This window comes from Streptomyces sp. NPDC001002 (assembly GCF_053599215.1).
Genome location: NZ_JBSFLV010000030.1, coordinates 64,837 through 87,151 on the forward strand (window position 1 = coordinate 64,837; position 22,315 = coordinate 87,151).

Below are 22,315 nucleotides of genomic sequence, written 5' to 3' on the forward strand. Positions count from 1 at the left end.
TTCCTGCTTGTTAACCGAGCTGGAACTGGACAACCCCAGGCAACCCTGTGGGCCCGCCAGCGCCCGGAGGTTCCGGGAACGATACGCGAGGACCCGATGGCAGCCACACACGAGAGCAGTGCTCTCGGCCTGCTCGAGGACGAAATCCGCGAGCAGCTCGGCAATAAAGCACGATTCTCGGGAGGCCAGGCGGCCTCTCCACGCACGCTGGTCGACATCTTCGACGCGTCCGTCCGCTCCTACCCGGACGAGCTCGCGCTCGACGACGGCACGACCCGGCTCACCTACCGCGCGCTGGCGATCGAGGTCGAGCGGCTGCGCCGCGACCTGGGCGCGGCCGGCGTCGGCCTCGGCGACCGCGTGGGTGTCCGTGTCCCCTCCGGAACCAACGACCTCTACGTGGCGATCCTCGCCGTCCTCGCGGCCGGCGCCGCCTATGTCCCGGTGGACGCCGAGGACCCGGACGAGCGCGCCGAGCTGGTGTTCGGCGAGGCCGAGGTGCGGGCCGTCGTCGGCGCCGGGCACGAGCTGACCGTCCACGGCCGCAGCGAGGTCCCGGCCCGGCGGCCCGGTGTCGAGCACGACGCGTGGATCATCTTCACCTCCGGTTCCACCGGCAAGCCCAAGGGCGTCGCGGTCAGCCACCGCAGCGCCGCCGCGTTCGTGGACGCGGAGGCCGCGCTGTTCCTGGCCGACGACCCGATCGGTCCGGGTGACAGGGTCATGGCGGGCCTGTCGGTCGCCTTCGACGCGTCCTGCGAGGAGATGTGGCTCGCGTGGCGCTACGGCGCCTGTCTGGTGCCGGTCCCCCGCTCCCAGGTCCGCAGCGGCGCCGACCTCGGCCCCTGGCTGGTCGAGCAGGAGATCACCGTGGTCTCCACGGTCCCGACCCTCGCCTCCCTCTGGGAGCCCGAGGCCCTCAACGAAGTACGCCTGCTGATCTTCGGCGGCGAGGCCTGCCCGCCCGAGCTGGTGCACCGCCTGGTGACGGAGGGGCGCGAGGTCTGGAACACGTACGGGCCGACCGAGGCGACCGTCGTCGCCTGTGCCTCGCTGATGACCGGCGACGAGCCGATCCGTATCGGGCTGCCGCTGAACGGCTGGGAGCTGGCCGTGGTGGACGAGGCCGGCGAGCCCGTCCCGATGGGCGGCACCGGCCAGCTGGTGATCGGCGGGGTTGGCCTGGCCCGCTACCTCGACGTCGAGAAGGACGCGGAGAAGTACGCGCCCCTGGACTCGCTGGGCTGGGAGCGGGCGTACCGCAGTGGTGACCTGGTCAAGGCGGAGCCGGAGGGGCTGATCTTCCTCGGGCGCGCCGACGAGCAGATCAAGCTCGGCGGCCGCCGCATCGAGCTCGGCGAGGTGGACGCGGCCCTGCAGGCGCTGCCCGGCGTCGCGGGCGCGGCGGCCGCCGTGCGCACCGCGCGCAGCGGCAACCAGCTCCTGGTGGGCTATGTCGTCACCCAGGAGGGCTGGGACCACGCCACCGCGGTGGAGAAGCTGCGGGCCGAGCTGCCCGCCGCGCTGGTCCCGCTGATCGCCCCGGTCGAGGACCTGCCGACCCGCACCTCCGGCAAGGTCGACCGCAACGCCCTGCCCTGGCCGCTGGAGGGTCTGGAGACCACCGGCGGTCCGGCCGAGCAGCTGTACGGCACCGAGGCCTGGCTCGCGGAGCAGTGGACGGAAGTCCTCGGCATCCCCGTGGGCAGCGCCCGTGACGACTTCTTCGCGATCGGCGGCTCCAGCCTGGCCGCCGCCCTGCTGACCACCCGGCTGCGCACCCGCTACCCGAGCGCGGCCGTCCTCGACATCTACCAGCAGCCCACCCTGCGCAAGCTGGCCCGCCACCTGGAGGAGTCCTCCCAGGACGACGGCGCCCGGCGCACGATCGCCCCGGTACCCACCCGCGCCAAGGTGATCCAGACCCTGCTGCTCGTGCCCCTGTACACCCTCCTCGGGCTGCGCTGGACGGTGGCGCTGGCCGCCGCCGGGAACCTGCTGCCCGCCTACTCCTGGCTGCCGACCGCCCCCTGGTGGCTGATCGCCGCCGGTGCGCTGGCGCTGTTCAGCCCGCCCGGCCGCCTCGCGATCGCCGCGGGCGGCGCGCGGCTGCTGCTGCGGGGCGTGCAGCCCGGCCGCTACGAGCGCGGCGGGAGTGTGCATCTGCGGCTGTGGACGGCCGAGCGGCTGGCCGAGTTCAGCGGGGCCACCTCGCTGACCGGCTCCTGGCTGGAGCGGTACGCGCGGGCGCTGGGCGCCAAGGTCGGCCAGGACGTCGACCTGCACTCGCTGCCGCCGGTCACCGGCATGCTCAAGCTGGGCCGCGGCGCGGCCGTGGAGTCCGAGGTCGACCTGTCCGGCTGGTGGCTGGACGGCGACCGGCTGGAGATCGGCCAGGTCAAGGTCGGCGCGCACGCCGTCGTCGGCACCCGCAGCATGCTCTTCCCGGGCGCCCGCGTGGGCAAGCGGGCCGAGGTGGCCCCCGGCTCGGCGGTCACCGGTCAGATCCCCACCGGTCAGCGCTGGGCCGGCGCGCCCGCCGTCAAGCTGGGCAAGGCCAAGCGGAACTGGCCCAAGGAGCGCCCGCAGAAGGGCACGTACTGGCGCGTGATGTACGGCCTGACCGGCCTCGCGCTGACCGCGCTGCCGCTGCTGGCGGGCGGAGCCGCGTTCCTCGTGGCGCAGGCTCTCATCGACGCGGACGCGCCCGTGAAGGGTGCCGCGCTCGCCCTCGTCCCGGCCACGCTGGCCTTCGGTCTGGCGTACGCGCTGCTGATCCTGATCGGCGTACGGCTGCTGAGCCTGGGTCTGCGGGAGGGCACGCACCCGACGCACAGCCGGATCGGCTGGCAGGCCTGGACGGTCACGCAGCTGATGGACCGCTCCCGCGAGACCCTCTTCCCGCTGTACGCCGGGCTGGTCACGCCGGTGTGGCTGCGGCTGCTCGGCATGCGCATCGGGCGCGGCGCCGAGGTCTCCACGGTCCTCGCGCTGCCGAGTCTGACCACGGTCGGCGAGGGCGCGTTCCTGGCCGACGACACCCTGACCGCCCCGTACGAACTGGGTGGCGGCTGGATGACGATCGGGCGCGCGGAGATCGGGCGGCGGGCGTTCCTGGGCAACTCCGGGATGACCGCGCCGGGTCGCAGCGTGCCGGACGGCGGCCTGGTGGGCGTGCTGTCGGCGACGCCGAAGAAGGCGAAGAAGGGCAGCTCGTACCTGGGTCTGCCGCCGGTGAAGCTGCCGCGCAACACCTCGGCCGGCGACCAGAGCCGGACGTACGACCCGCCGGCCCGGCTGCTGTGGGCGCGCGGTCTGGTGGAGCTGTGCCGGATCGTGCCGGTGTTCTGCTCGGCCGCGCTGGCCGCCGGCACCGTGGCGCTGCTGTGCCTCCTCGGCCCCTGGGCCGCGCTGCTGTCCGGCCTGGTGCTGCTCGCCGCCGGTGCGGCGGCCGGGCTCCTGTCGATCGTCGCCAAGTGGCTGCTGGTGGGCCGCCACCACACCGGTGAGCACCCGCTGTGGAGCGGCTACGTGTGGCGCAACGAGCTCGCGGACACCTTCGTCGAGGTCGTGGCCGTGCCCTGGCTGGCCGGTTCCGTACCGGGCACGCCGGTGCTGACCGCGTGGCTGCGCGGTCTCGGCGCGAACATCGGCAAGGGCGTCTGGGTGGAGAGCTACTGGCTGCCCGAGACCGACCTGGTGACCCTGGAGGACGCGACCACCGTGAACCGTGGCTGCGTCCTGCAGACTCACCTCTTCCACGACCGGATCTTGCGGACGGATACTGTTGTTCTCCGTGAGGGCGCCACGCTGGGCCCTGGCGGGATCGTGCTGCCCGGCAGCACGATCGGGGCCCGCACCACGCTGGGTCCCGCGTCGCTCGTCATGGCCTCGGAGTCCGTCCCGGACGACACCCGCTGGCTGGGCAACCCGATCGAGGCATGGCGCCCCTGAGCGCGGGTCACTCGGAGTCGGTGAGCGAGGCACCGACGGCACCGAGTGGCAGCGCAGCGCAGGGAGCAGAAGCGGCAGTGGCAGTTCAGCAGTCAGTGGGTCCGGACCCGTACTTCCCGGCCAACGGCGATGCCCGTTACCGGGTGCACCGCTACGAACTCACGCTGGACTACCGCCCTGGCCCCAACCGCCTGGCGGGGGCGGCCCGGATCAACGCCATAGCGGGCCGTTCCCCCCTGCCCGAACTCCAGTTGAACCTGGCCGACTTCAAGATCGGCCGGGTCCGGGTCGACGGCCGGCAGGCGCACTACACGCACCGCGGCGGCCGGCTCCGGGTGCGCCCGGCCAAGCCGGTGCGACCGGGCGCGGCCTTCACCGTCGAGGTGCACTGGGCGGGCAACCCCAAGCCGGTGAACAGCCCCTGGGGCGGCCTCGGCTGGGAGGAACTGGAGGACGGAGCGCTGGTGGCGAGCCAGCCGATCGGCGCGCCGTCCTGGTACCCGTGCAACGACCGGCCCGCCGACAAGGCCTCGTACCAGATCTCGATCACCACACCGTCCGCGTACGCGGTGGTGGCGGGCGGCCGGCTGCTGACCCGCACGACGAGGGCGTCGACGACCACCTGGGTCTACGAGCAGGCCGCACCGACCTCCAGCTATCTGGTGGGCCTGGCGATCGGCAAGTACGAGACCGTGCTGCTGGGCGACCCGGGTCCTGGCGGGGTGCCGCAGCACGGGCACATCCCGGCGCACCTGCTCCCGCAGTTCTCCCGGGACTTCGCGCGGCAGCCGCAGATGATGGAGCTGTTCCAGGAGCTGTTCGGGCCCTACCCGTTCGACGAGTACGCGGTGGTGGTGACGGACGAGGAGCTCGATGTCCCCGTCGAGGCACAGGGGTTGTCGCTGTTCGGCGCCAACCACGTGGACGGGGCGAGGGGTTCGGAGCGGCTGGTCGCGCACGAGCTGGCCCACCAGTGGTTCGGCAACAGCGTGTCCATCGCGGACTGGCGGCACATCTGGCTCAACGAGGGCTTCGCCAAGTACGCCGAGTGGCTGTGGTCGGAGCGCTCCGGCGGGCCCGGCGCACAGCAACTGGCCGCCGCCGCGCACCGGTTGGTGGCCTCGCTGCCGAAGGACCTGCGGCTGTCGGACCCGGGCCGCAAGTCGATGTTCGACGACCGGCTCTACGAGCGCGGCGGCCTGACCCTGCACGCGCTGCGCTGCGCGCTGGGCGACGACGCGTTCTTCCGCATGCTGCGCGGCTGGGTCGCGCTGCACCGGGGCGGCTCGGTGACGACGGCGACCTTCGCGGCCCACGCGGCGCGCTACGCGAGCGAGCCGCTGGACGACGTGTTCGCCGCGTGGGTGCACGGCACGCGGCTGCCCCCGCTGCCGCGGCTGCCGCGGCTGGAGAGCCGGATACCGGCCCGGCCGACCCATCCGCCGACCAACGCGGAACCGGCGTAGGGCCGTCCGGCGGATCGGCGGTCCAGGGTTCGGCGGGCAGAATGGGGCGCATGTCCCGACGCACCTCGCACCCCCGACGGCAGCGGTCCGCCGCCCCGGCCCGCCCCGCCGCCTGCCCGTGCGGTCTTCAGGAGCCGTACGACTCCTGCTGTGGCCGCTTCCACCGGGGCGAGGCCGCGGCGCCGACCGCCGAGGCCCTGATGCGGTCGCGCTACAGCGCCTTCGTGATGCTCGACGAGGAGTACCTGCGGGGCACTTGGCACCCGCGCACCCGTCCGGCCCGGCTCGATCTCGACCCCGCCATGCGCTGGACCGGCCTGGAGATCCTGGGGACGGCGGACGGTACGGCCTTCCACTCCGCCGGGACCGTGACGTTCCGGGCGTCGTTCAAGGGCGGGTCGCTGCACGAGCGCAGCCGGTTCGAGCGGGTCGACGGGGCCTGGGTGTACGTGGACGGGGAGTTCCTCGACTGATCCCGCTGTCCGGGCAGCCGGCCTCCAACTAGGGCGCCAGGATGTCCAGTTCGTGCAGCGCGCCCACCGTGATCTCGCGGGTCAGCGATTCCGCGCGGGCCGCGTCGCCCTCGCGGACGGCCTCGGCGACCTGGACGTGGAGGGTGACGGCGGCCGGGTCAGGGTCCTCGAACATGACCTCGTGGTGGGTGCGCCCCGCGAGGACCTCGGCGACGACGTCTCCGAGGCGGGCGAACATCTCGTTGCCGGACGCGGCGAGGATCACCCGGTGGAAGGCCACGTCGTGGACGAGGTAGTCCTCCAGCTTGTGGCCGCGCGAGTTGGCGACCATGCCGATCGCACACTCGGTGAGTTCCGCGCACTGCTCCGCGGTGGCGAACTTCGCGGCCAGGCCCGCCGCGACCGGCTCGATCGCCGAGCGCAGCACGGTCAGTGAACGCAGCTGGTGGGGGCGGTCGGCGCCGGCCAGCCGCCAGCGGATGACCTGCGGGTCGTAGACGTTCCACTCGGCCTTGGGGCGCACCGTGACGCCCACCCGTCGGCGTGACGCGACCAGGTGCATGGACTCCAGCACCCGGACCGCCTCCCGCATCACCGACCGTGAGACGTCGAACCGCTGCGCCAGCTCGTCCGTGCGCAGAACGCTGCCCGGTGGGTACTCGCCGGCGGTGATGGCGGGACCGAGGGTGTCCAGTACTCGGCCGTGCAGGCCCCGGCCCGTGGTGCTCATGCACTCAGCGTACGGGCCGCGTCACGGAACCAAAAAGTCAGACTTATTTGTCACAGACTCTTGAATTCGTCGTACCTAATCGGTTTCATCGTGGTCGACGCCGGTTGGCGTCCAGATGTCGAAGAAGACACGAGGAAGACAGCGAGGTAGCGATGAGCGCCCCCCACGTCGTCGTGGTCATGGGTGTCGCGGGCACCGGCAAGACCACCATCGGTCCCCTGCTCGCGGCGCGCCTCGGCGTCCCGTACGCCGAGGGCGACGACTTCCACCCGCCGGCCAACATCGCCAAGATGTCGGCCGGTCACCCGCTCGACGACGACGACCGGTGGCCGTGGCTGGACGCCATCGGCACCTGGGCGCACGGCCGGGCCGGGCTCGGCGGGGTGGTCAGCAGCTCGGCGCTGAAGCGCGCGTACCGCGACCGGCTGCGCGCCGCCGCCCCCGATGTCGTCTTCGTGCACCTCACCGGTGACCGCGCCCTCATCGAGGACCGGATGTCGCACCGGCAGGGCCACTTCATGCCGACCGCGCTGCTCGACTCCCAGTTCGCCACGCTCCAGCCGCTCCAGGCGGGCGAGGCGGGGGTCGCGGTGGACGTCACCGGCAGCCCCGAGGAGATCACCGAACGGGCCGTACGGGCCCTGTCCGCCCTCCCTGAACCCACCACCCCGTAACCCCGAGGGAAACCACCGTGACCAGACTCAGCGTCGAGTTGTTGGCAGCGGACGCCCCCGAGCCGATCACCTCGGCCGGACACGCTCAGCTCGGCATCGCCGTCCTGGTGGGCATCGCCGTCATCGTCGTGCTCATCACCCTGTTCAAACTGCACGCCTTCCTGTCCCTGACCATCGGCTCGCTGGTGCTCGGCGCCGTCGCGGGCGCCCCGCTGGACAAGGTCATCACCAGCTTCACCACCGGGCTCGGCTCCACGGTCGCGAGCGTGGGCGTGCTGATCGCGCTGGGCGCGATCCTCGGCAAGCTGCTGGCCGACTCCGGCGGCGCGGACCAGATCGTCGACACGATCCTCGCGAAGGCGAGCGGGCGGGCGATGCCGTGGGCGATGGTGCTGATCGCCTCGGTGATCGGGCTGCCGCTCTTCTTCGAGGTCGGCATCGTGCTGCTGATCCCGGTCGTGCTGATCGTCGCCAAGCGCGGCAACTACTCGCTGATGCGCATCGGCATCCCGGCGCTGGCCGGCCTGTCCGTGATGCACGGCCTGATCCCGCCGCACCCCGGCCCGCTGGTCGCGATCGACGCGGTCCACGCCAACCTGGGCGTGACGCTGGCGCTGGGCATCCTGGTCGCCATCCCGACGGTGATCATCGCCGGTCCGCTGTTCTCGAAGGTCGCCGCCCGCTGGGTGGACGTCCCGGTGCCCGACCGGATGCTGCCGCCGCGCGCCTCCGAGGAGCTGAAGGGGCGCCCGAGCTTCGGCGCCACCCTGGCCACTGTCCTGCTGCCGGTCGTGCTGATGCTGTCCAAGGCGCTGGTCGACATCGTCGTGGACGACCCCGACAACCGCACCCAGCGCGTCTTCGACGTCATCGGCTCCCCGCTGATCGCCCTGCTCGCCGCCGTGATCGTCGCCATCTTCACGCTGGGCCGGCCCGCCGGGTTCACCAAGGAGCGGATCACCGAGACCGTCGACAAGGGTCTGATGCCCATTGCGGGCATCCTGCTGATCGTCGCCGCGGGCGGCGGTTTCAAGCAGACGCTGATCGACTCGGGTGTCGGCCAGATGATCCTGGACATCTCCAAGGACTGGTCGATCCCCGCGCTGCTGCTCGCCTGGCTGATCGCGGTGGGCATCCGTCTGGCGACCGGTTCGGCGACGGTCGCGACGGTCTCGGCGGCCGGTCTGGTCGCCCCGCTCGCGGCCGACATGTCGACCGCCCACACCGCCCTGCTGGTCCTGGCCATCGGCGCCGGCTCGCTCTTCTTCAGCCATGTCAACGACGCCGGATTCTGGCTGGTGAAGGAGTACTTCGGGCTGAGCGTCGGCCAGACGCTCAAGACCTGGTCCGTCATGGAGACGATCATCTCGGTGGTCGCCGGCGGCCTGGTCCTGCTCCTCTCACTGATCATCTAGCGGTACGGACACAGGAGTACGGCAATGAGTCACCCCCTGTTCGACATCAGCGGCCGCACGGCCCTGGTCACCGGCTCCAGCCGGGGTATCGGCCTCGCCCTCGCCCGGGGTCTCGCGGAGGCGGGCTGCACGGTGGTCCTCAACGGACGGGACGCCGACCGGCTCACCAAGGCGGCGGCCGACCTGCCCGGTGACGTCCACACCGCCGTCTTCGACGTGACCGACGGCCCCTCGGTGGCCGCCGGCATCGCGGACATCGAGGAGCGGGTCGGCCCGCTGGACATCCTGGTGAACAACGCGGGCATGCAACTGCGCGCCCCGCTCCTGGAGTTCACCGACTCCGACTGGCACCGCATCATCGACACCAACCTCACCAGCGCGTTCCTGGTCGGCCGCGAGGCGGCCCGCCGGATGACGGAGCGCGGCCACGGGAAGATCGTCAACATCTGCTCGCTGCAGAGCGAGGTGGTCCGCCCGGGCATCGCGCCCTACTCGGCCACCAAGGGCGCGCTGAAGATGCTCACCAAGGGCATGTGTGCCGACTGGGGCCCGAGCGGCGTGCAGGTCAACGGCCTGGGTCCGGGCTACATCGAGACGGAACTGACCCAACCCCTGGTCCAGGACGAGGAGTTCAGCGCCTGGGTGCGCCGCCGGACCCCGGCCGGCCGCTGGGGCACCACCGAGGACCTGGTCGGCGGGGTGCTCTTCCTCGCCTCCCCCGCCGCGGACTTCGTCAGCGGCCAGATCCTGTACGTCGACGGCGGCATGACGAGCGTGCTGTGAAGGGACCCCGAGAGATGTTCGGTTGCGTCATCCACGGTCAGGGCGACCTGCGCGTCGAGGAGTTGCCGGTTCCCGAGCCCGGCCCCGGGCAGGCGCTGGTCGCCGTCCGCTACGGCGGGGTCTGCGGCTCCGACCTGCACTACTGGCGGCACGGCGGGGTCGGCGACTTCCGCCTCAAGGAGCCGATGCTGCTGGGCCACGAGGTGGTGGGCACGGTCCTCGCGTACGGCTCCCCCGACTCCTCAAGTCCCGCCGCCGGTACGGCCGTTGCCGTACACCCGGCGACCCCGTGCGGTGTCTGCCCGGAGTGCGCGGCCGGGCGCCGGAACGTCTGCCGGGACACCCGCTACCTCGGCAGCGCGGCCCGCTTCCCGCACGTACAGGGCGGCTTCGCGGCCCAAGTGGTGGTCCCCGCCGACCAGTTGAGGCCGCTACCGGAGGACCTGGACCTGCGCCGGGCGGCCCTCGCCGAACCCCTGTCGGTCGCCCTGCACGCCGTGCGCCGGGCCGGGGACGTCGAGGGCAGGCACGTCCTCGTCACCGGCGCCGGGCCCATCGGATGCCTGGTCGTCGCGGCGGCGAAGGCGGCCGGTGCCGCCCGGGTGACGGCCACCGACATCCTCCCGGCCGCCCTGGAGTACGCCAGGCACGCCGGCGCCGACACCCTCGTACGGGCCGACGACCCGGACGACACCGGGTGGCCGGACGAGGTCGATGTGGCCGTGGAGGCGTCCGGGGTGGCCGCGGGTCTGGACACGTGTCTGCGGCTGGTGCGGCGCGGTGGGGTCGTCGTGCAGCTCGGGATGCTGCCGCCGGGGCCGAGTCCGTTCGCCGGGAACCTGGTCGTGAGCCGGGAGATCGAGCTGCGCGGGGCGTTCCGCTTCGACGGCGAGTTCGACGAGGCGCTGCGTCTGCTGGCCGCCGAGCCGGCGTTCGACGCGCTGGTCAGCGCGGTGGTACCGGTCCGGGAGGCGGAGTCGGCCTTCGAACTGGCCGCCGACCGCGCCCGGTCCTGCAAGGTCCTGCTGGACTTCGGGGCGTGATTCGGGGCCTGATTCGGCTTCCCCCGGGGGCGCACTCGGCCTCATCATGAGGGGACCCCCGGGGTGACTCCCGGGGGGTAACCGTGTCGGGGGGCATGATGGCGGTTTCCCTCGGGGTGCGTGTCTCGGGGCTGCTCCTGGTCGGAGCCGTGGCGGTGGCCGTGGCCGCCGTGACCAGTGACGGAAGTGGTTCCGCGGACAGAGGGGGCGGCGACACCACGACCGTCTCCGCAGGACCGTCCGACGGCGGCCCGGGCGACCGCACTCCGGCACCGAGCGGCTCCGGCACCCCCGTACGGCCCTCGCCCGCCGGCGCGGCGAGCGCGACGGCGATTCCGGGCCCCACCACCCACCACAGCCGCACACCCGCGCCGTCGCACCCCGCCGCCGCGCCCTCGCCCACGCGCAAGGTGGTCCTCCAGGCTCCCGCGTGGCTCCCGCCGGGCCCTCGCTCGCCCGACGAGGACGGCATCGTCGACCCCTCCGGCGTGTACGACCGGCTCACCGCGCCCGACCAGTGCCGGGCCGGGCTCGACCTGATCCCCCAGGCGACGGATCCGCAGTGGCGGCTGCTGCGCGGTCTCGCCTCCGCCTGTCTGGCCGTGCAGGGCGGCCGGGGCGGCAGCTGGGACACGGCCGCCCAGGACTACGCGGCCCTGGCGGGCACGGCCGACACCTGCAAGGGGCGGGCCGCCTACGCCGTACTCGGCGGGCTGCTGGACTTCCACCGGCGGCACCCGGCCGCGACCGTGCGGCTGAAGGCCTCGGAGGGCGCGGCACCCGCGTGCACGTACGAGGTCTCGGGGACGGAGACCGGCGGTGACGGCGAGGTGCTGCCGGGCGAGATGGTCGGGATCGAACTGCGCGGGACGTACTTCGAGCACGTCGAACTGCTGCGGTACGGCAGCCTGTTCATCGGCGGCGCGCAGGTGCCGGGGCCGCTCGTGACGGTGTCGCAGTCGGGCGACAAGCTGGTGCTGGCGGCCGTGGTGCCGGGGTTCGACGGCTACCCGCGGAAGGTGGACGTGGTGGTCCGGTACGGCGACACCGAGGCGCGGCTGCCGGACGCCTTCACCGTGGTCTCCCCCGGCGGAGTCCCGTCCGTCGGTCCGGATCCGTCGTCAGGGTCGCCACAGGGGATGTTCCCGGTCCGCCCACTCCCGGCTCACCGAGCCCGTCCGTAGGCCCCGGCGGGCCTCCGGGTCGCCGAGGGCCATGCCGATGTGGCCGCCCAGGACGATGCCGATGGTGAGGGCGAGCCAGTCGTGGACGAAGGTGGCGCTGGTGCGCCACTGGATCGGCGTGAGGTGGGTGAACCACATCAGCAGGCCGGTGCCGAGCATCACCAGGGTCGCGCCGGCGATCCAGGCCGCGTAGACCTTCTGCCCGGCGTTGAACTTGGCGGCCGGACGCACCGAGCGCCGCTTGTCGCGGTGCAGGGCCGCGCGCAGCCAGGTCCGGTCGTGCGGGCCGAAGCGGTTGAGGTGGCCGAGGTCGGCGCGGAAGGCGCGGGAGACCAGGCCCACCAGGAGGGGTACGGGCAGCGCGACCCCGGCCAACTCGTGGACGCGCACCACCAGTTCGCGGCGGCCGACCAGTTCGGCGAACTCGGGGATGTAGAGGAAGGCCGCCGTCACCACGCACACGCCCATCAGCGCGGCCGTCGTGCGGTGCACCCAGCGCTGCGCGGGGCCGAACCGGCGGACGTCGGCGGACGGCGGCGCGGCCGTGTCAGGTCGTAGGGTCATCGTCCCGTCCGTTCGAACGGCCGACCCAGGCGTCGACGTCGTATCCGCGCTCTTCCCAGTAGCCCGGCCGCACGTCCTCGGTGACGGTGATGCCGGACAGCCACTTGGCGGACTTGTAGAAGTACATCGGCGCCACGTAGAGGCGGACCGGGCCGCCGTGGTTGTGGCCGATGTCCTTGTCCTGCATCCGCAGCGCGACCAGGATGTCGGAGCGCCGGGCCTGGTCGAGGGTGAGGCTCTCGGTGTAGGCGCCGTCGAAGCAGCTGAAGCGCACCGCCCCGGCCTTGGCGCGCACGCCCGCGGCGTCCAGCAGCCGGGACAGCCGCACCCCTTCGAACGGCGTGTCCGGGACCCGCCAGCCGGTGACGCACTGGACGTCCTTGACCAGCCGGGTCTGCGGCAGCGCGCGCAGGTCGTCGAGCGTGTACGTCTTCGGGGTGTCGACGAGCCCGTCGACGGTGAGGCGGTAGTTCGTGGCGTTCTTGTGCGGCACGGACGAGGTGACCGAGTAGTAGCGGAAGCCGCCGCCGTTGGGGAGCAGTCCGGTCAGGCCGGTGGGGTCCTTCTCGGCCGCGCTGCCGAGGAAGCCCTCCAGGCCGCGCTGGAGGGTGGGCGCGGTGATCACGCCGAGGGCGCCGAGACCGATGGTGCCGAGCAGGACCCGGCGCCCGATCGGGGTACCGCGCTCCTCGGGAGGCTCCGATGCCCTGGGCACCTCGGGTTGTTCGGGGTTCACTCACCCATTCGAACACCCGCGACCCCTGCGGGGCGAGGAATCGCGGGTGCTCGTCAGAGTTCCGTAATGAGTTCTTACCGGTCTCTCAGAACCGGGACCGGAATCCGAAGGTCCACCGGGACCGGCCTGCGCAGACCTGCCGGAACCGGAATCCGAACACCTACGGGGTCTCGCTCGCCGCCTTGTCCAGCTGGAACGCCTCGTTGCCCAGGCCGATGCGGGCGTGCTGCTCGGGGGCGCGGGAGCGCAGGATCAGGCCCTGGACCAGGCCGACGACCAGGGCGAGGCCGATGATGCCGGGCAGCACCCAGCTCAGGGACGAGTCGGGGCCCGCGCCGACCAGGACGTCGAAGTCCTTGATGGTGTAGCCGGCGATCACCAGCAGGGCGACGGCGGCGAGCGCGGAGGTGACCAGGCGCCAGGCCTGGGCGCCCAGGGCCCCGCGGCGGGCGAAGAAGACGATGACCGACACGGAGGCGGCGGCCATCAGCACGATCACGCCGAGGGCGCCGATGTTGCCGAACCAGGTGAACAGGTGCAGGACGGGCTCGGTCGGGTCGCCGGTGGGCTTGTCGTCGGCGATCGCGAAGACGATCACGATGACCGCCGCAACGGCCGTCTGCAGCAGGGAGCCGGTGCCGGGCGCGCCGCTGGTGCCCGTGGTGCGGCCGAAGGTGCGCGGCAGCAGGCCCTCGCGGCCCATGGCGAAGGTGTAGCGGGCGACGACGTTGTGGAAGCTGAGCAGGGCGGCGAACATGCCGGTCACGAAGAGGATGTGCAGCGCGTCGGTGAAGGTGCCGCCGAGCCGGGCGTCGGTCAGCGTGAAGAGCATCCCGGCGCTCTCCTTCTGGGCCACCCCGACGACCTGGGAGGGTCCCGCGGCGACGGTCAGCGCCCAGCTGCTGACGGCGAAGAAGACGGCGACGCCGCCGACCGCGAGGAACATCACGCGCGGCACCAGGATGTGCGGCCGGCTGGTCTCCTCCGCGTACACCGGGGCCTGCTCGAAGCCGAGGAAGGCCGCGATGCAGAAGCAGAGGGCAGTGCCGACGCCGGCGCCGCTGAGCGTGTCCGGGTTGAAGGCGTGCAGCGACAGGCCCTCCTTGGCCGGGTCGCCGATCGCCGCGATGTCGAAGATCACCACGAGGGCCACCTCGACGACCAGCAGGATGCCCAGCACGCGCGCGTTGACGTCGATCTTCAGCCAGCCGAGCGCGCCGACGACGGCCACGGCGACCAGCGCCGGTATCCACCAGGCGACGGTCAGGTCGGCGTAGGTGTCGAAGAGCCCGGAGACCTCGAAGCCGAAGATCCCGTAGATGCCGACCTGGAGGGCGTTGTAGGCGACCAGGGCCACCAGGGCGGCGCCCGCTCCGGCGGTGCCGCCCAGGCCCCGGGAGATGTACGCGTAGAAGGCGCCGGCGTTGTGGACGTGCCGGCTCATCTCGGCGTAGCCGACGCTGAAGAGGATCAGCACCACGCCGAGGAGGACGAAGAGGAGCGGTTGGCCGACGATGCCCATCACCGCGAATGTGGTGGGCATGACACCGGCGACCACCATGAGGGGGGCGGTCGCGGCGAGCACGGAGAGCAGCAGGCCTCCCGTGCCGAGGCGGTCGGCGCGCAGGGCGCGCTCCTGCCCCTTGAACGTACTGATGCCGTCGGCGGCGGATCTGCTCGCGCTGGAACTGCCCGTGGTCATCGAGATTGCGTCCTTAGGTCGAAGTCGGGGGATGTCACACCGAGCCGAGCGCCCGGTCGCGCGCGGCTCGGAAGGCGGAGAGGGGATCGCGGTCGGGGTAGGACCACGGGGCCGTGGTGGGGTGCTCGCCGATGCGGTGGAACAGGGCGGTGGCCTCGGCGCCGCGGCCCTCGCAGACCTTGGCGTGGGCGAGGAAGTTGAGGTCGACCAGGCGGCGCGGGTGGCCCTCCTGCTCCCACTCCAGCCACCAGTCGAAGGCGGCCTTCATCACCTGCCGAGCCCGGCGCCCGCTCCAGTGGCCCGAGGCAACCGGATCGGCCGGTTCGTGCCCGGCGAGGGCGAGTACGCGGTAGCGCTCGGCGTGCGCGATCACCGGCAGGATCGCCAGCGGTGAGTCGGCGGGGGCCTGCTCGGCGGCCCAGTTGGCGAAGTCGTAGACCTCGTGCAGCGGGTCGGGGCCCGCTGTGGCGCGGCGCTCGGCGAGGCGGGCGACCATCAGGTGGTGGCCGTAGTGGTGGTCGGCGTGCCGGCTGCGGACCTCGTCGAAGAGCTGCTCGGTCTCCTCGTCGGTGCCTCCCGCGCAGGCCAGCATGAGCAGGCCGAGCCAGGGAGTGGGGTCGGCGGGGGCGAGGGCGACGGCGTCCCGGCAGGCCTGCTGGGCCTTGGCGAGCTTCTCCTTGCCCAGCAGGGCACGCTGCACCAGGGAGAGCGCGAGCAGGACGGCGGCGTCGCCGGAGTCCGGTTCGGCCAGCAGCCAGTCCCGGGACCAGGCGGCGCTGTAGGACTCCAGGGCGAGGACGGTGACGCGGTGGCCGCGGCGGTCCCAGTCGTCGCCCGTCTGGACCAGCAGGGAGCGGGCGGCCTGCCAGCGGCCCTGGGCCAACGAGGCACGGGTGGCGACGAGTTCGGCGTCGTCGAGGGCCGCGTCCAGTGCCTGGGCCGCGCGCTTGCGGCCCCGACCGAGGGGTGGCGGGGGTGGAGACACCGCGGGACTTCCTCACGCGACGCGCTCGTCGTCAAGGTTTCGGATTGCCGTCAACTGATCACGCACAGCAAACCGGGAGCCAATGCTTTCCGTCAAGTGCCGAGCTTTTGTAACCTCCGTCAACTACCGCCACAGAAGGGGCACTTGTGGTTCACCGTTCCACCACATAACCACGTCAGCGCCACATTGCCGGTCATCCGTGTGGCGTACGCCATGGCGTATCACGCGTCCACGCCGCACCATGGCAAAACGGTCATGCCGCGACCTTCGCCCGCGACCGGGCACCGTGACCGAGACAACTCCCCGTTTCCGGGTACTCGCAGGGGCACACCGCCCGCGGGGACGCTACAGTCGGCCACTACGCAGCCCGTGGCCCGACCGAATCCATCGAGGTACGCAGCGTGTCGCTTCTGGTTCTGATTCTCGCCGTGAGTGCGGCCTGTTGCCTCGGCTTCGGGTTCGTGCTCCAGCAGAACGCGGCCCAGCAGGCACCGCTCAGCGACTTCCTGTCGCCGCGGCTGCTCCTCGACCTGATGAAGGTGCCGCGCTGGCTGGGCGGCATCGGCCTGATGGTGGCCGGCATGGTCCTGGGCGCGATCGCGCTGGGCCAGGGCGAGGTCTCCCTGGTGGAGCCCCTGCTCGCCACGAACCTGCTGTTCGCCCTCACCCTCTCCCGCAGGCAGACCAGACAGCCGCTGGGCCGGCAGGGCTGGGCCGGACTCGCCCTGCTCGCGGGCGGCGTCACCGCCTTCATCGTGGCGGGCGAGCCGCGCGGCGGCTCCGCGGTCAGCGACCCGATGCGGCACTGGCTGATCATCGGTGCGATGCTGGGCCTGGCCCTCCTGCTCACCACCTACGCCAAGCGCTCCCGCCTCAGCTCGGGCCCGGTCCTGCTGTCCCTGGCCGCGGGCGTCCTCTACGGCGTCCAGGACGCCCTCACCCGGGTGACCGGCCAGCGCTTCTCCGAGGGCGGCCTGATGGAGGCACTGACCGGCTGGCAGCCCTACGCCGTGCTCGCGCTCGGCGTCACGGGCCTGGTCCTGGTCCAGAGCGCCTTCGAGACGGCGTCCCTGCGCATGTCGCTGCCCGCCCTGACCGCGGCCCAGCCGCTGGCCGGCATCATCTGCGGGGTCGGCTTCCTCGGCGACCGGCTGCGCACCGACACCGGCGCGCTGGCCTGGGAGGCGGCGGGACTCGCGGCGATCGTCGTGGGCATCGTCCTGCTCGGTCTGCACCCGGCGATGCCGAGCGGCGCGGGCAAGCCGGAGCGGGTACGGGACCTGCAGCCGAACTGACGGCCGCCGGCGCTCCGACGCCTGCTTGGATGGCCGTATGAACCCTGCTGACGAGATCCTCGACATCGTCGACGAGCACGACCGGGTCATCGGGCAGTCCCCCCGCGGCGTGGCCTACGCCGAGGGCCTGCGCCATCGCTGCGTCTTCATCCAGGCGCGGGACGCCGAGGGCCGGCTCTTCGTCCACCGCCGCACCCCCGTCAAGCTGGTCTTCCCCTCCCTCTACGACATGTTCGTGGGCGGGGTGGTCGGCGCGGGCGAGTCCTACGACACCGCCGCCCTCCGCGAGGCGGAGGAGGAACTGGGAGTCTCCGGCCTGCCCGCCCCCGAGTTCCTCTTCAAGTTCCTCTACGACAACGGCGCCGGCCAGAGCTGGTGGTCCGCGGTCTACGAGGTCCGCTGCGAGCTGCCGGTCAGCCCGCAGGTGGAAGAGGTGGCCTGGCACGACTTCCTGCCGGACGAGGAGGTCGAGCGCCGGCTGACGGAGTGGGAGTGGGTGCCGGACGGGCTGGCCGCGTACGAGCGCCTGAGGGCGTTCCGGGCCGCCCGATGACGGCGGTCGTGCCGCCGGGAAGCCGCCCGATACAGTCCACACCGTGATCGAATTCGCACGGAACGTCCGGCTGTGGTTCGCCCCGCGAGAGGTCCGCGAGGAGGGCCACACCCCCGACTACCGGTTCTCGCTGGCGAACGAGCGGACCTTCCTGGCCTGGCTGCGCACCGCCCTCGCGCTGATCGGCGGCGGCTTCGCCGTGGACCAGTTCCTGCCGGACCTGCGCTGGGGCTGGCGGGTCGGCCTCGCCCTCGCGCTGCTCGCGGCCGGCGTCCTGTGCTCCCTGCGCGCGGTCAACCACTGGGTGCGCTGCGAGCGCGCGATGCGCCGCGACGAGGACCTCCCAGTGTCCCGCTTCCCGGCCCTGCTGAGCGTGGTCGTCGCCGTCGTGGCCATCGTGATGGTCGTGGTCGTGCTGGCGGGGTGGGAGGGATGAGCTCCGCCGAAAGCCGCGACCCGGGGCTCCAGCCGGAGCGGACCAGACTTGCCTGGCGGCGTACGACGCTGTCGGGCTCCGTGGTCGCCGTGCTCGCCATGAAGACGGCACTGCACGGCGGCGCCTCCGTATCCGGCGTCGTCGCCTGTGCCGCGTGCTGCGGCCTGTGGTTGGGCTTCCTGCTCGTCGCCCACCGGCGCATCCGGGTTCTCGCGGCCGGTGACGCGCCACCGGTGCTCGTGCCGCTGCAGGCGACCATGGCGGTCCTGTGCACGGTGGCCATGGCGATGTGCGGGGCGGTGCTGGTCTTCTAGGCGCTGATCTCTAGGGCGCGTCCGGGGTATCCCCCGTAGCCTCGCCCTCGCCTTCTCCCGCGCCCTCCGCCTCCCAGTCCACCGTCACCACGATCTTCCCCCGCGTCCGCCCCTCCTGGTTCAGCCGGTACGCGTCCGCCGCCCGCTCCAGCGGGAACGTCTCCGACACATGCACGGACACCACGCCCTGTTCCGCCAGTTCGGTCAGCCGTGCCAGGTCCTCGGCGTCCGGGCGGACCCAGCAGTACCGGCCGCCGTAGCCGACGACCTCGCCGTCGGCGATCGACGCGAGGCGGCCCTCGGGGGCGAGCAGGACGGCCGAGTCCTTGAGCGCCTCGCCGCCGACGGTGTCGAACACTGCGTCCACGCCTTCCGGCGCCAGCCCGCGCACCCGCTCCACCAGCCCCTCCCCGTACGTCACGGGTTCGGCGCCCAGTCCGCGCACGAAGTCGTGGTTGCCCTCGCTCGCCGTGCCAATCACCCGCGCGCCGAGGTGCCGGGCGAGCTGGACGGCGATCGAGCCGACCCCACCGGCCGCCGCGTGGATCAGGACGGTCTCGCCACGCTTGACCTGCAGCGCCTTGAAGAGGACCTGGTAGGCGGTGAGCCCGACCAGCGGGAGCCCGGCCGCCTGTGCGAAGGAGAGGTTTCGGGGCTTGCGGGCGAGCGTGCGCACCGGCGCGGCGACGTACTCGGCGAAGGTGCCCCGGGAGAGGAAGTCCTCGCGGACGTAGCCGATGACCTCGTCGCCGACGGCGAACTCCGTGACGGATACGCCGGGTTGGACCACGACACCGGAGACGTCCCAGCCGATGACGACCGGGAAGACGGCGTCGAGCATGCCGTCGAGGTACCCCTCGCGGCACTTCCAGTCGACCGGGTTGACGGCCGCCGCGCAGACCTTGACCAGCACCGCGTCCGGGCCGACCTTGGGGTCGCGCACCTCTCCGTACTCCAGGACCTCGGGTCCGCCGTACCGGCTGTAGCTGATGCCCTTCATGCCACCGACCCTCCGGGGTACCCGGACGCCACGCAAGCGGGGTGCGCCGGATGCCCGGAAATGCGACGTTTGCATGGCAGCCTGTCCGTCGGCATCACCGGGCGCCCGGCACCACCCGTACATCCGCATCACCCCGCACGTCCGGATCACCCCGCACTCCGAAGGTGAGCACCATGACCACCCAGCACCTGGAACACACCTCCCACGCGCACGTCCACGGCCCGGGCTGCGGACACGCCGAGGTGCCGCACGAGGACCACGTCGACTACGCGCACGACGGCCATCTGCACCGCGAGCACGCCGGCCACTACGACGAGTGCGAGGCCGAGGGGCACGCGGCGCACGAGACGCACGAGCACCGGCACGGCGAGGGCTGCGGACACGCCAGCGTCCTGCACGGCGACCACGTCGACTACCTCCACGACGGCCACCGGCACGCCGCGCACGACGGGCACTGGGACGACCACTGACGCCCGACGTCCGACATCCCGGAATTGGCCCGGAATCACCCACCGACAGCTCCCCGCCGCACCGGCGGGGAGCTGTCGGCCTATCGTGGCCCCGATCACGTTGGCCGCAGCACACTGGACGACATACCGACCGGTCGGCATCATAGGACGGGTCCTGTTCACGCGCCGGTAAGGAGCCCCGATGAGTCCCGACCACCCGCCAGGTCTCGATCTCGACCGGTTGCGCGGACTGCTCGACCACGAGCGGCCCGGCCTGGTGCAGGGCCCTTTGACCGGCCGGCTGATCGAGGGCGGACGGTCGAACCTCACCTACGCGGTCTCGGACGGTACCTCGAAGTGGGTCGTGCGCCGGCCCCCGCTCGGCCATGTGCTGGCCACCGCGCACGACATGAAGCGCGAGCACCGGGTGATCAGCGCGCTGCACCCGACAGACGTGCCGGTACCGCGTCCGGTGCTGCTGTGCGAGGACACCGAGGTGCTCGGGGCGCCGTTCTACGTCATGGAGTTCGTGGCGGGCACCCCGTACCGCACGGCCGAGCAGCTCGCGCCGCTCGGTCCGGAGCGCACCCGGGGCGCGGTGCTGTCCCTGGTGGACACGCTCGTCGAGCTGCACGCGGTGGACCCCGCCGAGGTGGGCCTCGCGGACTTCGGCCGCCCGGAGGGCTTCCTGGACCGCCAACTGCGCCGCTGGGGCAAGCAGTTGGACGCCTCCCGCAACCGCGAGCTGGCCGGCATCGACGAGCTGCACGCGACGCTCGGCCGCCGACTGCCCGTCTCCCCCGCGCCGACGGTCGTGCACGGCGACTACCGCCTCGACAACGTCCTGATCGACGACAGCGACCGCATCACGGCGATCCTCGACTGGGAGATGTCGACGCTCGGCGACCCGCTCACCGACCTCGGCCTGCTGGTGATGTACAGCCTGCCGCTGGGCACGCCCGACTCGCCCGTCTCGACCACCGCCGAGGCCCCCGGACACCCGGCCCCGGCCGAGCTGATCGAGCGGTACGCCGAGCGCTCCGGGCGGGACGTGTCGGCGGTCTCCTGGTACACCGCGTTCGCCTGGTTCAAGCTCGCCGTGATCCTGGAGGGCATCCACTTCCGCTACACCCAGGGCCAGACGGTCGGCCGCGGCTTCGACCGCATCGGCGACCTGGTCCCCGTCTTCATCGAGCACGGCCTGACCACCCTTCAGGAAGGCTGATCCGCCATGGACTTCGCGTTCGACGCGCGCACCGAGGAACTGCGCGCCAAGCTGCTCGCCTTCATGGACGAGTACGTCTACCCGGCCGAGCCGGTCGCCGAGGAGCAGCGGGCCGCGCTCGCCTCCCCGTGGGACACCCCGGCCGTGGTCGAGGAGTTGAAGGCCGAGGCCCGCCGCCAGGGCCTGTGGAACCTCTTCCTGCCCGACGCGGAGTACGGCGCGGGCCTCACCAACCTCCAGTACGCCCCGCTCGCCGAAATCACCGGCCGCTCCCCGCACTTGGCGCCCACCGCGCTGAACTGCGCGGCGCCGGACACCGGCAACATGGAGGTGCTGGCCCAGTTCGCCGACGACGCGCAGAAGAAACAGTGGCTGGAGCCGCTGCTCGCCGGTGAGATCCGCTCCGCGTTCGCGATGACCGAGCCGGAGGTGGCCTCCTCGGACGCCACGAACATCACCACGCTGATCGAGCGCGATGGCGACGACTACGTCATCACGGGCCGCAAGTGGTACATCTCCGGGGCGATGAACCCGGACTGCAAGATCTTCATCGTGATGGGCAAGACCGACCCGGACGGCGCCGACCCCCGCCGCCAGCAGTCCATGGTCCTGGTCCCGCGCGACACCCCGGGCGTCACCATCAAGCGCGCCATGCAGGTCTTCGGCTACGAGGACCACAGCCACGGCGGCCACGCCGAGGTCGTCTTCGACCACGCGCGCGTGCCGGTGTCCAACCTGATCGGCGAGGAGGGCGGCGGCTTCGCCATCGCCCAGGCCCGGCTCGGCCCCGGCCGGATCCACCACTGCATGCGGCTGATCGGCATGGCCGAGCGGGCGATCGAGCTGATGTGCCGCCGGGCCGTCTCCCGCACGGCGTTTGGCAAGGCGCTGGCTCAGCAGGGCGTGGTCCAGAACTGGATCGCGGACGCGCGCGTGGCCGTCGAGCAGCTGCGGCTGCTGGTCCTGAAGACCGCCTGGATGATGGACACCGTCGGCAACCGGGGCGCCCACACCGAGATCCAGGCCATCAAGATCGCCACGCCCCGTACGGTCGTCGAGATTCTCGACCGGGCGATCCAGCTGCACGGCGCGGGTGGCGTCAGCCAGGACTTCCCGCTCGCCGAGCTGTACGCGAGCGCCCGCACGCTGATGCTGGCGGACGGCCCGGACGAGGTGCATCAACGGTCGCTGGCGCGACGGGAGTTGAAGCAGTACGTGTGACTCTCCTTCTGGGGCTCCGCCCCAGACCCCGCTCCTCAAACGCCGGAGGGGCTGAGTTACCCAGCCCGTCCGGCGTTTGAGGACGAGGCCGTTCAGGCCGAAGCGGGGGTCTG

The 22,315-nt window shown here is 72.3% G+C and carries 21 protein-coding genes; 15 read left to right on the forward strand and 6 right to left on the reverse strand.

Going from position 1 to position 22,315, the window contains the following annotated elements:
- The first annotated feature begins 96 nt into the window (after nucleotides 1-96).
- The 3 genes from ACWDR3_RS16340 (at nucleotide 97) to ACWDR3_RS16350 (ending at nucleotide 5,893) form a co-directional block, all read left to right on the forward strand.
- Entirely contained in the window at nucleotides 97-3,954 is a 3,858-nt protein-coding gene (locus tag ACWDR3_RS16340) for a Pls/PosA family non-ribosomal peptide synthetase (RefSeq protein ID WP_450353145.1), read from the forward strand.
- A gap of 77 nt (nucleotides 3,955-4,031) precedes the next feature.
- Nucleotides 4,032-5,420, forward strand: a complete 1,389-nt coding sequence (locus ACWDR3_RS16345) for a M1 family metallopeptidase (protein WP_450353146.1) — start codon at nucleotides 4,032-4,034, stop codon at nucleotides 5,418-5,420.
- Between the two features lie 50 nt (nucleotides 5,421-5,470).
- Entirely contained in the window at nucleotides 5,471-5,893 is a 423-nt protein-coding gene (locus ACWDR3_RS16350) for a YchJ family protein (RefSeq protein WP_450353147.1), read from the forward strand.
- 28 nt (nucleotides 5,894-5,921) lie between these two features.
- Here ACWDR3_RS16350 and ACWDR3_RS16355 read toward each other — a convergent pair whose 3' ends face one another.
- Nucleotides 5,922-6,623, reverse strand: a complete 702-nt coding sequence (locus tag ACWDR3_RS16355; protein ID WP_401727599.1) for a FadR/GntR family transcriptional regulator — start codon at nucleotides 6,621-6,623, stop codon at nucleotides 5,922-5,924.
- 152 nt (nucleotides 6,624-6,775) lie between these two features.
- Here ACWDR3_RS16355 and ACWDR3_RS16360 point away from each other — a divergent pair, with 152 nt between their 5' ends.
- The 5 genes from ACWDR3_RS16360 (at nucleotide 6,776) to ACWDR3_RS16380 (ending at nucleotide 11,722) form a co-directional block, all read left to right on the forward strand.
- Nucleotides 6,776-7,297, forward strand: a complete 522-nt coding sequence (locus tag ACWDR3_RS16360; protein WP_450353148.1) for a gluconokinase — start codon at nucleotides 6,776-6,778, stop codon at nucleotides 7,295-7,297.
- Nucleotides 7,298-7,314: 17 nt separating this feature from the next.
- The gene (locus tag ACWDR3_RS16365) at nucleotides 7,315-8,712 is read left to right on the forward strand and encodes a GntP family permease (RefSeq protein WP_450353150.1); all 1,398 of its coding nucleotides are present in this window, start codon (nucleotides 7,315-7,317) and stop codon (nucleotides 8,710-8,712) included.
- 24 nt (nucleotides 8,713-8,736) lie between these two features.
- Complete coding sequence (locus ACWDR3_RS16370; RefSeq protein ID WP_450353151.1) at nucleotides 8,737-9,495, forward strand: SDR family oxidoreductase; 759 nt, start codon at nucleotides 8,737-8,739, stop codon at nucleotides 9,493-9,495.
- A 14-nt stretch (nucleotides 9,496-9,509) separates the two neighbouring features.
- On the forward strand, nucleotides 9,510-10,538 hold the full coding sequence (locus ACWDR3_RS16375) for an L-idonate 5-dehydrogenase (protein ID WP_450353152.1): 1,029 nt from the start codon (nucleotides 9,510-9,512) through the stop codon (nucleotides 10,536-10,538).
- A gap of 95 nt (nucleotides 10,539-10,633) precedes the next feature.
- Nucleotides 10,634-11,722, forward strand: coding sequence for a hypothetical protein (locus ACWDR3_RS16380; RefSeq protein WP_450353153.1), 1,089 nt, complete (start codon nucleotides 10,634-10,636; stop codon nucleotides 11,720-11,722).
- Here the strand turns inward: ACWDR3_RS16380 and ACWDR3_RS16385 are convergent.
- From ACWDR3_RS16385 to ACWDR3_RS16400, 4 genes are all read right to left on the reverse strand, one after another.
- On the reverse strand, nucleotides 11,660-12,286 hold the full coding sequence (locus ACWDR3_RS16385) for a cytochrome b/b6 domain-containing protein (protein WP_450353154.1): 627 nt from the start codon (nucleotides 12,284-12,286) through the stop codon (nucleotides 11,660-11,662). The genes ACWDR3_RS16380 and ACWDR3_RS16385 overlap by 63 nt on opposite strands.
- Complete coding sequence (locus tag ACWDR3_RS16390) at nucleotides 12,270-13,022, reverse strand: molybdopterin-dependent oxidoreductase (protein ID WP_450353155.1); 753 nt, start codon at nucleotides 13,020-13,022, stop codon at nucleotides 12,270-12,272. Before ACWDR3_RS16390 ends, ACWDR3_RS16385 begins: the two co-directional genes overlap by 17 nt.
- A 160-nt stretch (nucleotides 13,023-13,182) precedes the next feature.
- Nucleotides 13,183-14,724 (reverse strand): APC family permease, encoded by a 1,542-nt coding sequence (locus ACWDR3_RS16395; RefSeq protein WP_450353156.1) that lies wholly within the window; start codon nucleotides 14,722-14,724, stop codon nucleotides 13,183-13,185.
- Between the two features lie 34 nt (nucleotides 14,725-14,758).
- Complete coding sequence (locus tag ACWDR3_RS16400; RefSeq protein WP_450353157.1) at nucleotides 14,759-15,709, reverse strand: hypothetical protein; 951 nt, start codon at nucleotides 15,707-15,709, stop codon at nucleotides 14,759-14,761.
- 401 nt (nucleotides 15,710-16,110) lie between these two features.
- Between ACWDR3_RS16400 and ACWDR3_RS16405 the strand changes: the two genes are divergently transcribed.
- From ACWDR3_RS16405 to ACWDR3_RS16420, 4 genes are read left to right on the forward strand one after another with little or no spacing between them, the layout of a single operon-like run.
- Nucleotides 16,111-17,004 (forward strand): DMT family transporter, encoded by an 894-nt coding sequence (locus tag ACWDR3_RS16405; RefSeq protein ID WP_450353158.1) that lies wholly within the window; start codon nucleotides 16,111-16,113, stop codon nucleotides 17,002-17,004.
- Between the two features lie 37 nt (nucleotides 17,005-17,041).
- Entirely contained in the window at nucleotides 17,042-17,557 is a 516-nt protein-coding gene (locus ACWDR3_RS16410; protein ID WP_450353159.1) for an NUDIX hydrolase, read from the forward strand.
- A 43-nt stretch (nucleotides 17,558-17,600) separates the two neighbouring features.
- Nucleotides 17,601-17,993: a YidH family protein gene (locus ACWDR3_RS16415; protein ID WP_450353160.1), complete on the forward strand. Its 393-nt coding sequence runs from the start codon at nucleotides 17,601-17,603 to the stop codon at nucleotides 17,991-17,993.
- Nucleotides 17,990-18,307: a DUF202 domain-containing protein gene (locus ACWDR3_RS16420; RefSeq protein WP_450353161.1), complete on the forward strand. Its 318-nt coding sequence runs from the start codon at nucleotides 17,990-17,992 to the stop codon at nucleotides 18,305-18,307. Before ACWDR3_RS16415 ends, ACWDR3_RS16420 begins: the two co-directional genes overlap by 4 nt.
- A gap of 10 nt (nucleotides 18,308-18,317) precedes the next feature.
- Here ACWDR3_RS16420 and ACWDR3_RS16425 read toward each other — a convergent pair whose 3' ends face one another.
- Entirely contained in the window at nucleotides 18,318-19,307 is a 990-nt protein-coding gene (locus tag ACWDR3_RS16425; protein WP_450353162.1) for an NADP-dependent oxidoreductase, read from the reverse strand.
- 173 nt (nucleotides 19,308-19,480) lie between these two features.
- On the opposite strand from ACWDR3_RS16425, the gene ACWDR3_RS16430 reads away from it, so the two are divergent.
- The 3 genes from ACWDR3_RS16430 to ACWDR3_RS16440 all read left to right on the forward strand — a co-directional run bounded on the left by ACWDR3_RS16430 (nucleotide 19,481) and on the right by ACWDR3_RS16440 (nucleotide 22,202).
- Nucleotides 19,481-19,777, forward strand: a complete 297-nt coding sequence (locus tag ACWDR3_RS16430) for a hypothetical protein (RefSeq protein WP_450353163.1) — start codon at nucleotides 19,481-19,483, stop codon at nucleotides 19,775-19,777.
- 181 nt (nucleotides 19,778-19,958) lie between these two features.
- Nucleotides 19,959-20,981, forward strand: coding sequence for a phosphotransferase family protein (locus ACWDR3_RS16435; protein WP_450353164.1), 1,023 nt, complete (start codon nucleotides 19,959-19,961; stop codon nucleotides 20,979-20,981).
- Between the two features lie 6 nt (nucleotides 20,982-20,987).
- Entirely contained in the window at nucleotides 20,988-22,202 is a 1,215-nt protein-coding gene (locus ACWDR3_RS16440) for an acyl-CoA dehydrogenase family protein (RefSeq protein WP_450353165.1), read from the forward strand.
- Nucleotides 22,203-22,315 lie beyond the last annotated feature (113 nt).

Excerpts from the sequence above, each read along its gene's own strand:
- ACWDR3_RS16375 (WP_450353152.1), top strand. The coding sequence starts at position 9,510 with ATGTTCGGTTGCGTCATCCACGGTCAGGGCGACCTGCGCGTCGAGGAG.
- ACWDR3_RS16380 (WP_450353153.1), top strand. The coding sequence starts at position 10,634 with ATGATGGCGGTTTCCCTCGGGGTGCGTGTCTCGGGGCTGCTCCTGGTC.
- ACWDR3_RS16430 (WP_450353163.1), top strand. The coding sequence starts at position 19,481 with ATGACCACCCAGCACCTGGAACACACCTCCCACGCGCACGTCCACGGC.
- ACWDR3_RS16350 (WP_450353147.1), top strand. The coding sequence starts at position 5,471 with ATGTCCCGACGCACCTCGCACCCCCGACGGCAGCGGTCCGCCGCCCCG.
- ACWDR3_RS16435 (WP_450353164.1), top strand. The coding sequence starts at position 19,959 with ATGAGTCCCGACCACCCGCCAGGTCTCGATCTCGACCGGTTGCGCGGA.
- ACWDR3_RS16385 (WP_450353154.1), bottom strand. The coding sequence starts at position 12,286 with ATGACCCTACGACCTGACACGGCCGCGCCGCCGTCCGCCGACGTCCGC.
- ACWDR3_RS16355 (WP_401727599.1), bottom strand. The coding sequence starts at position 6,623 with ATGAGCACCACGGGCCGGGGCCTGCACGGCCGAGTACTGGACACCCTC.
- ACWDR3_RS16425 (WP_450353162.1), bottom strand. The coding sequence starts at position 19,307 with ATGAAGGGCATCAGCTACAGCCGGTACGGCGGACCCGAGGTCCTGGAG.
- ACWDR3_RS16420 (WP_450353161.1), top strand. The coding sequence starts at position 17,990 with ATGAGCTCCGCCGAAAGCCGCGACCCGGGGCTCCAGCCGGAGCGGACC.
- ACWDR3_RS16395 (WP_450353156.1), bottom strand. The coding sequence starts at position 14,724 with ATGACCACGGGCAGTTCCAGCGCGAGCAGATCCGCCGCCGACGGCATC.
- ACWDR3_RS16410 (WP_450353159.1), top strand. The coding sequence starts at position 17,042 with ATGAACCCTGCTGACGAGATCCTCGACATCGTCGACGAGCACGACCGG.
- ACWDR3_RS16440 (WP_450353165.1), top strand. The coding sequence starts at position 20,988 with ATGGACTTCGCGTTCGACGCGCGCACCGAGGAACTGCGCGCCAAGCTG.
- ACWDR3_RS16360 (WP_450353148.1), top strand. The coding sequence starts at position 6,776 with ATGAGCGCCCCCCACGTCGTCGTGGTCATGGGTGTCGCGGGCACCGGC.
- ACWDR3_RS16370 (WP_450353151.1), top strand. The coding sequence starts at position 8,737 with ATGAGTCACCCCCTGTTCGACATCAGCGGCCGCACGGCCCTGGTCACC.
- ACWDR3_RS16340 (WP_450353145.1), top strand. The coding sequence starts at position 97 with ATGGCAGCCACACACGAGAGCAGTGCTCTCGGCCTGCTCGAGGACGAA.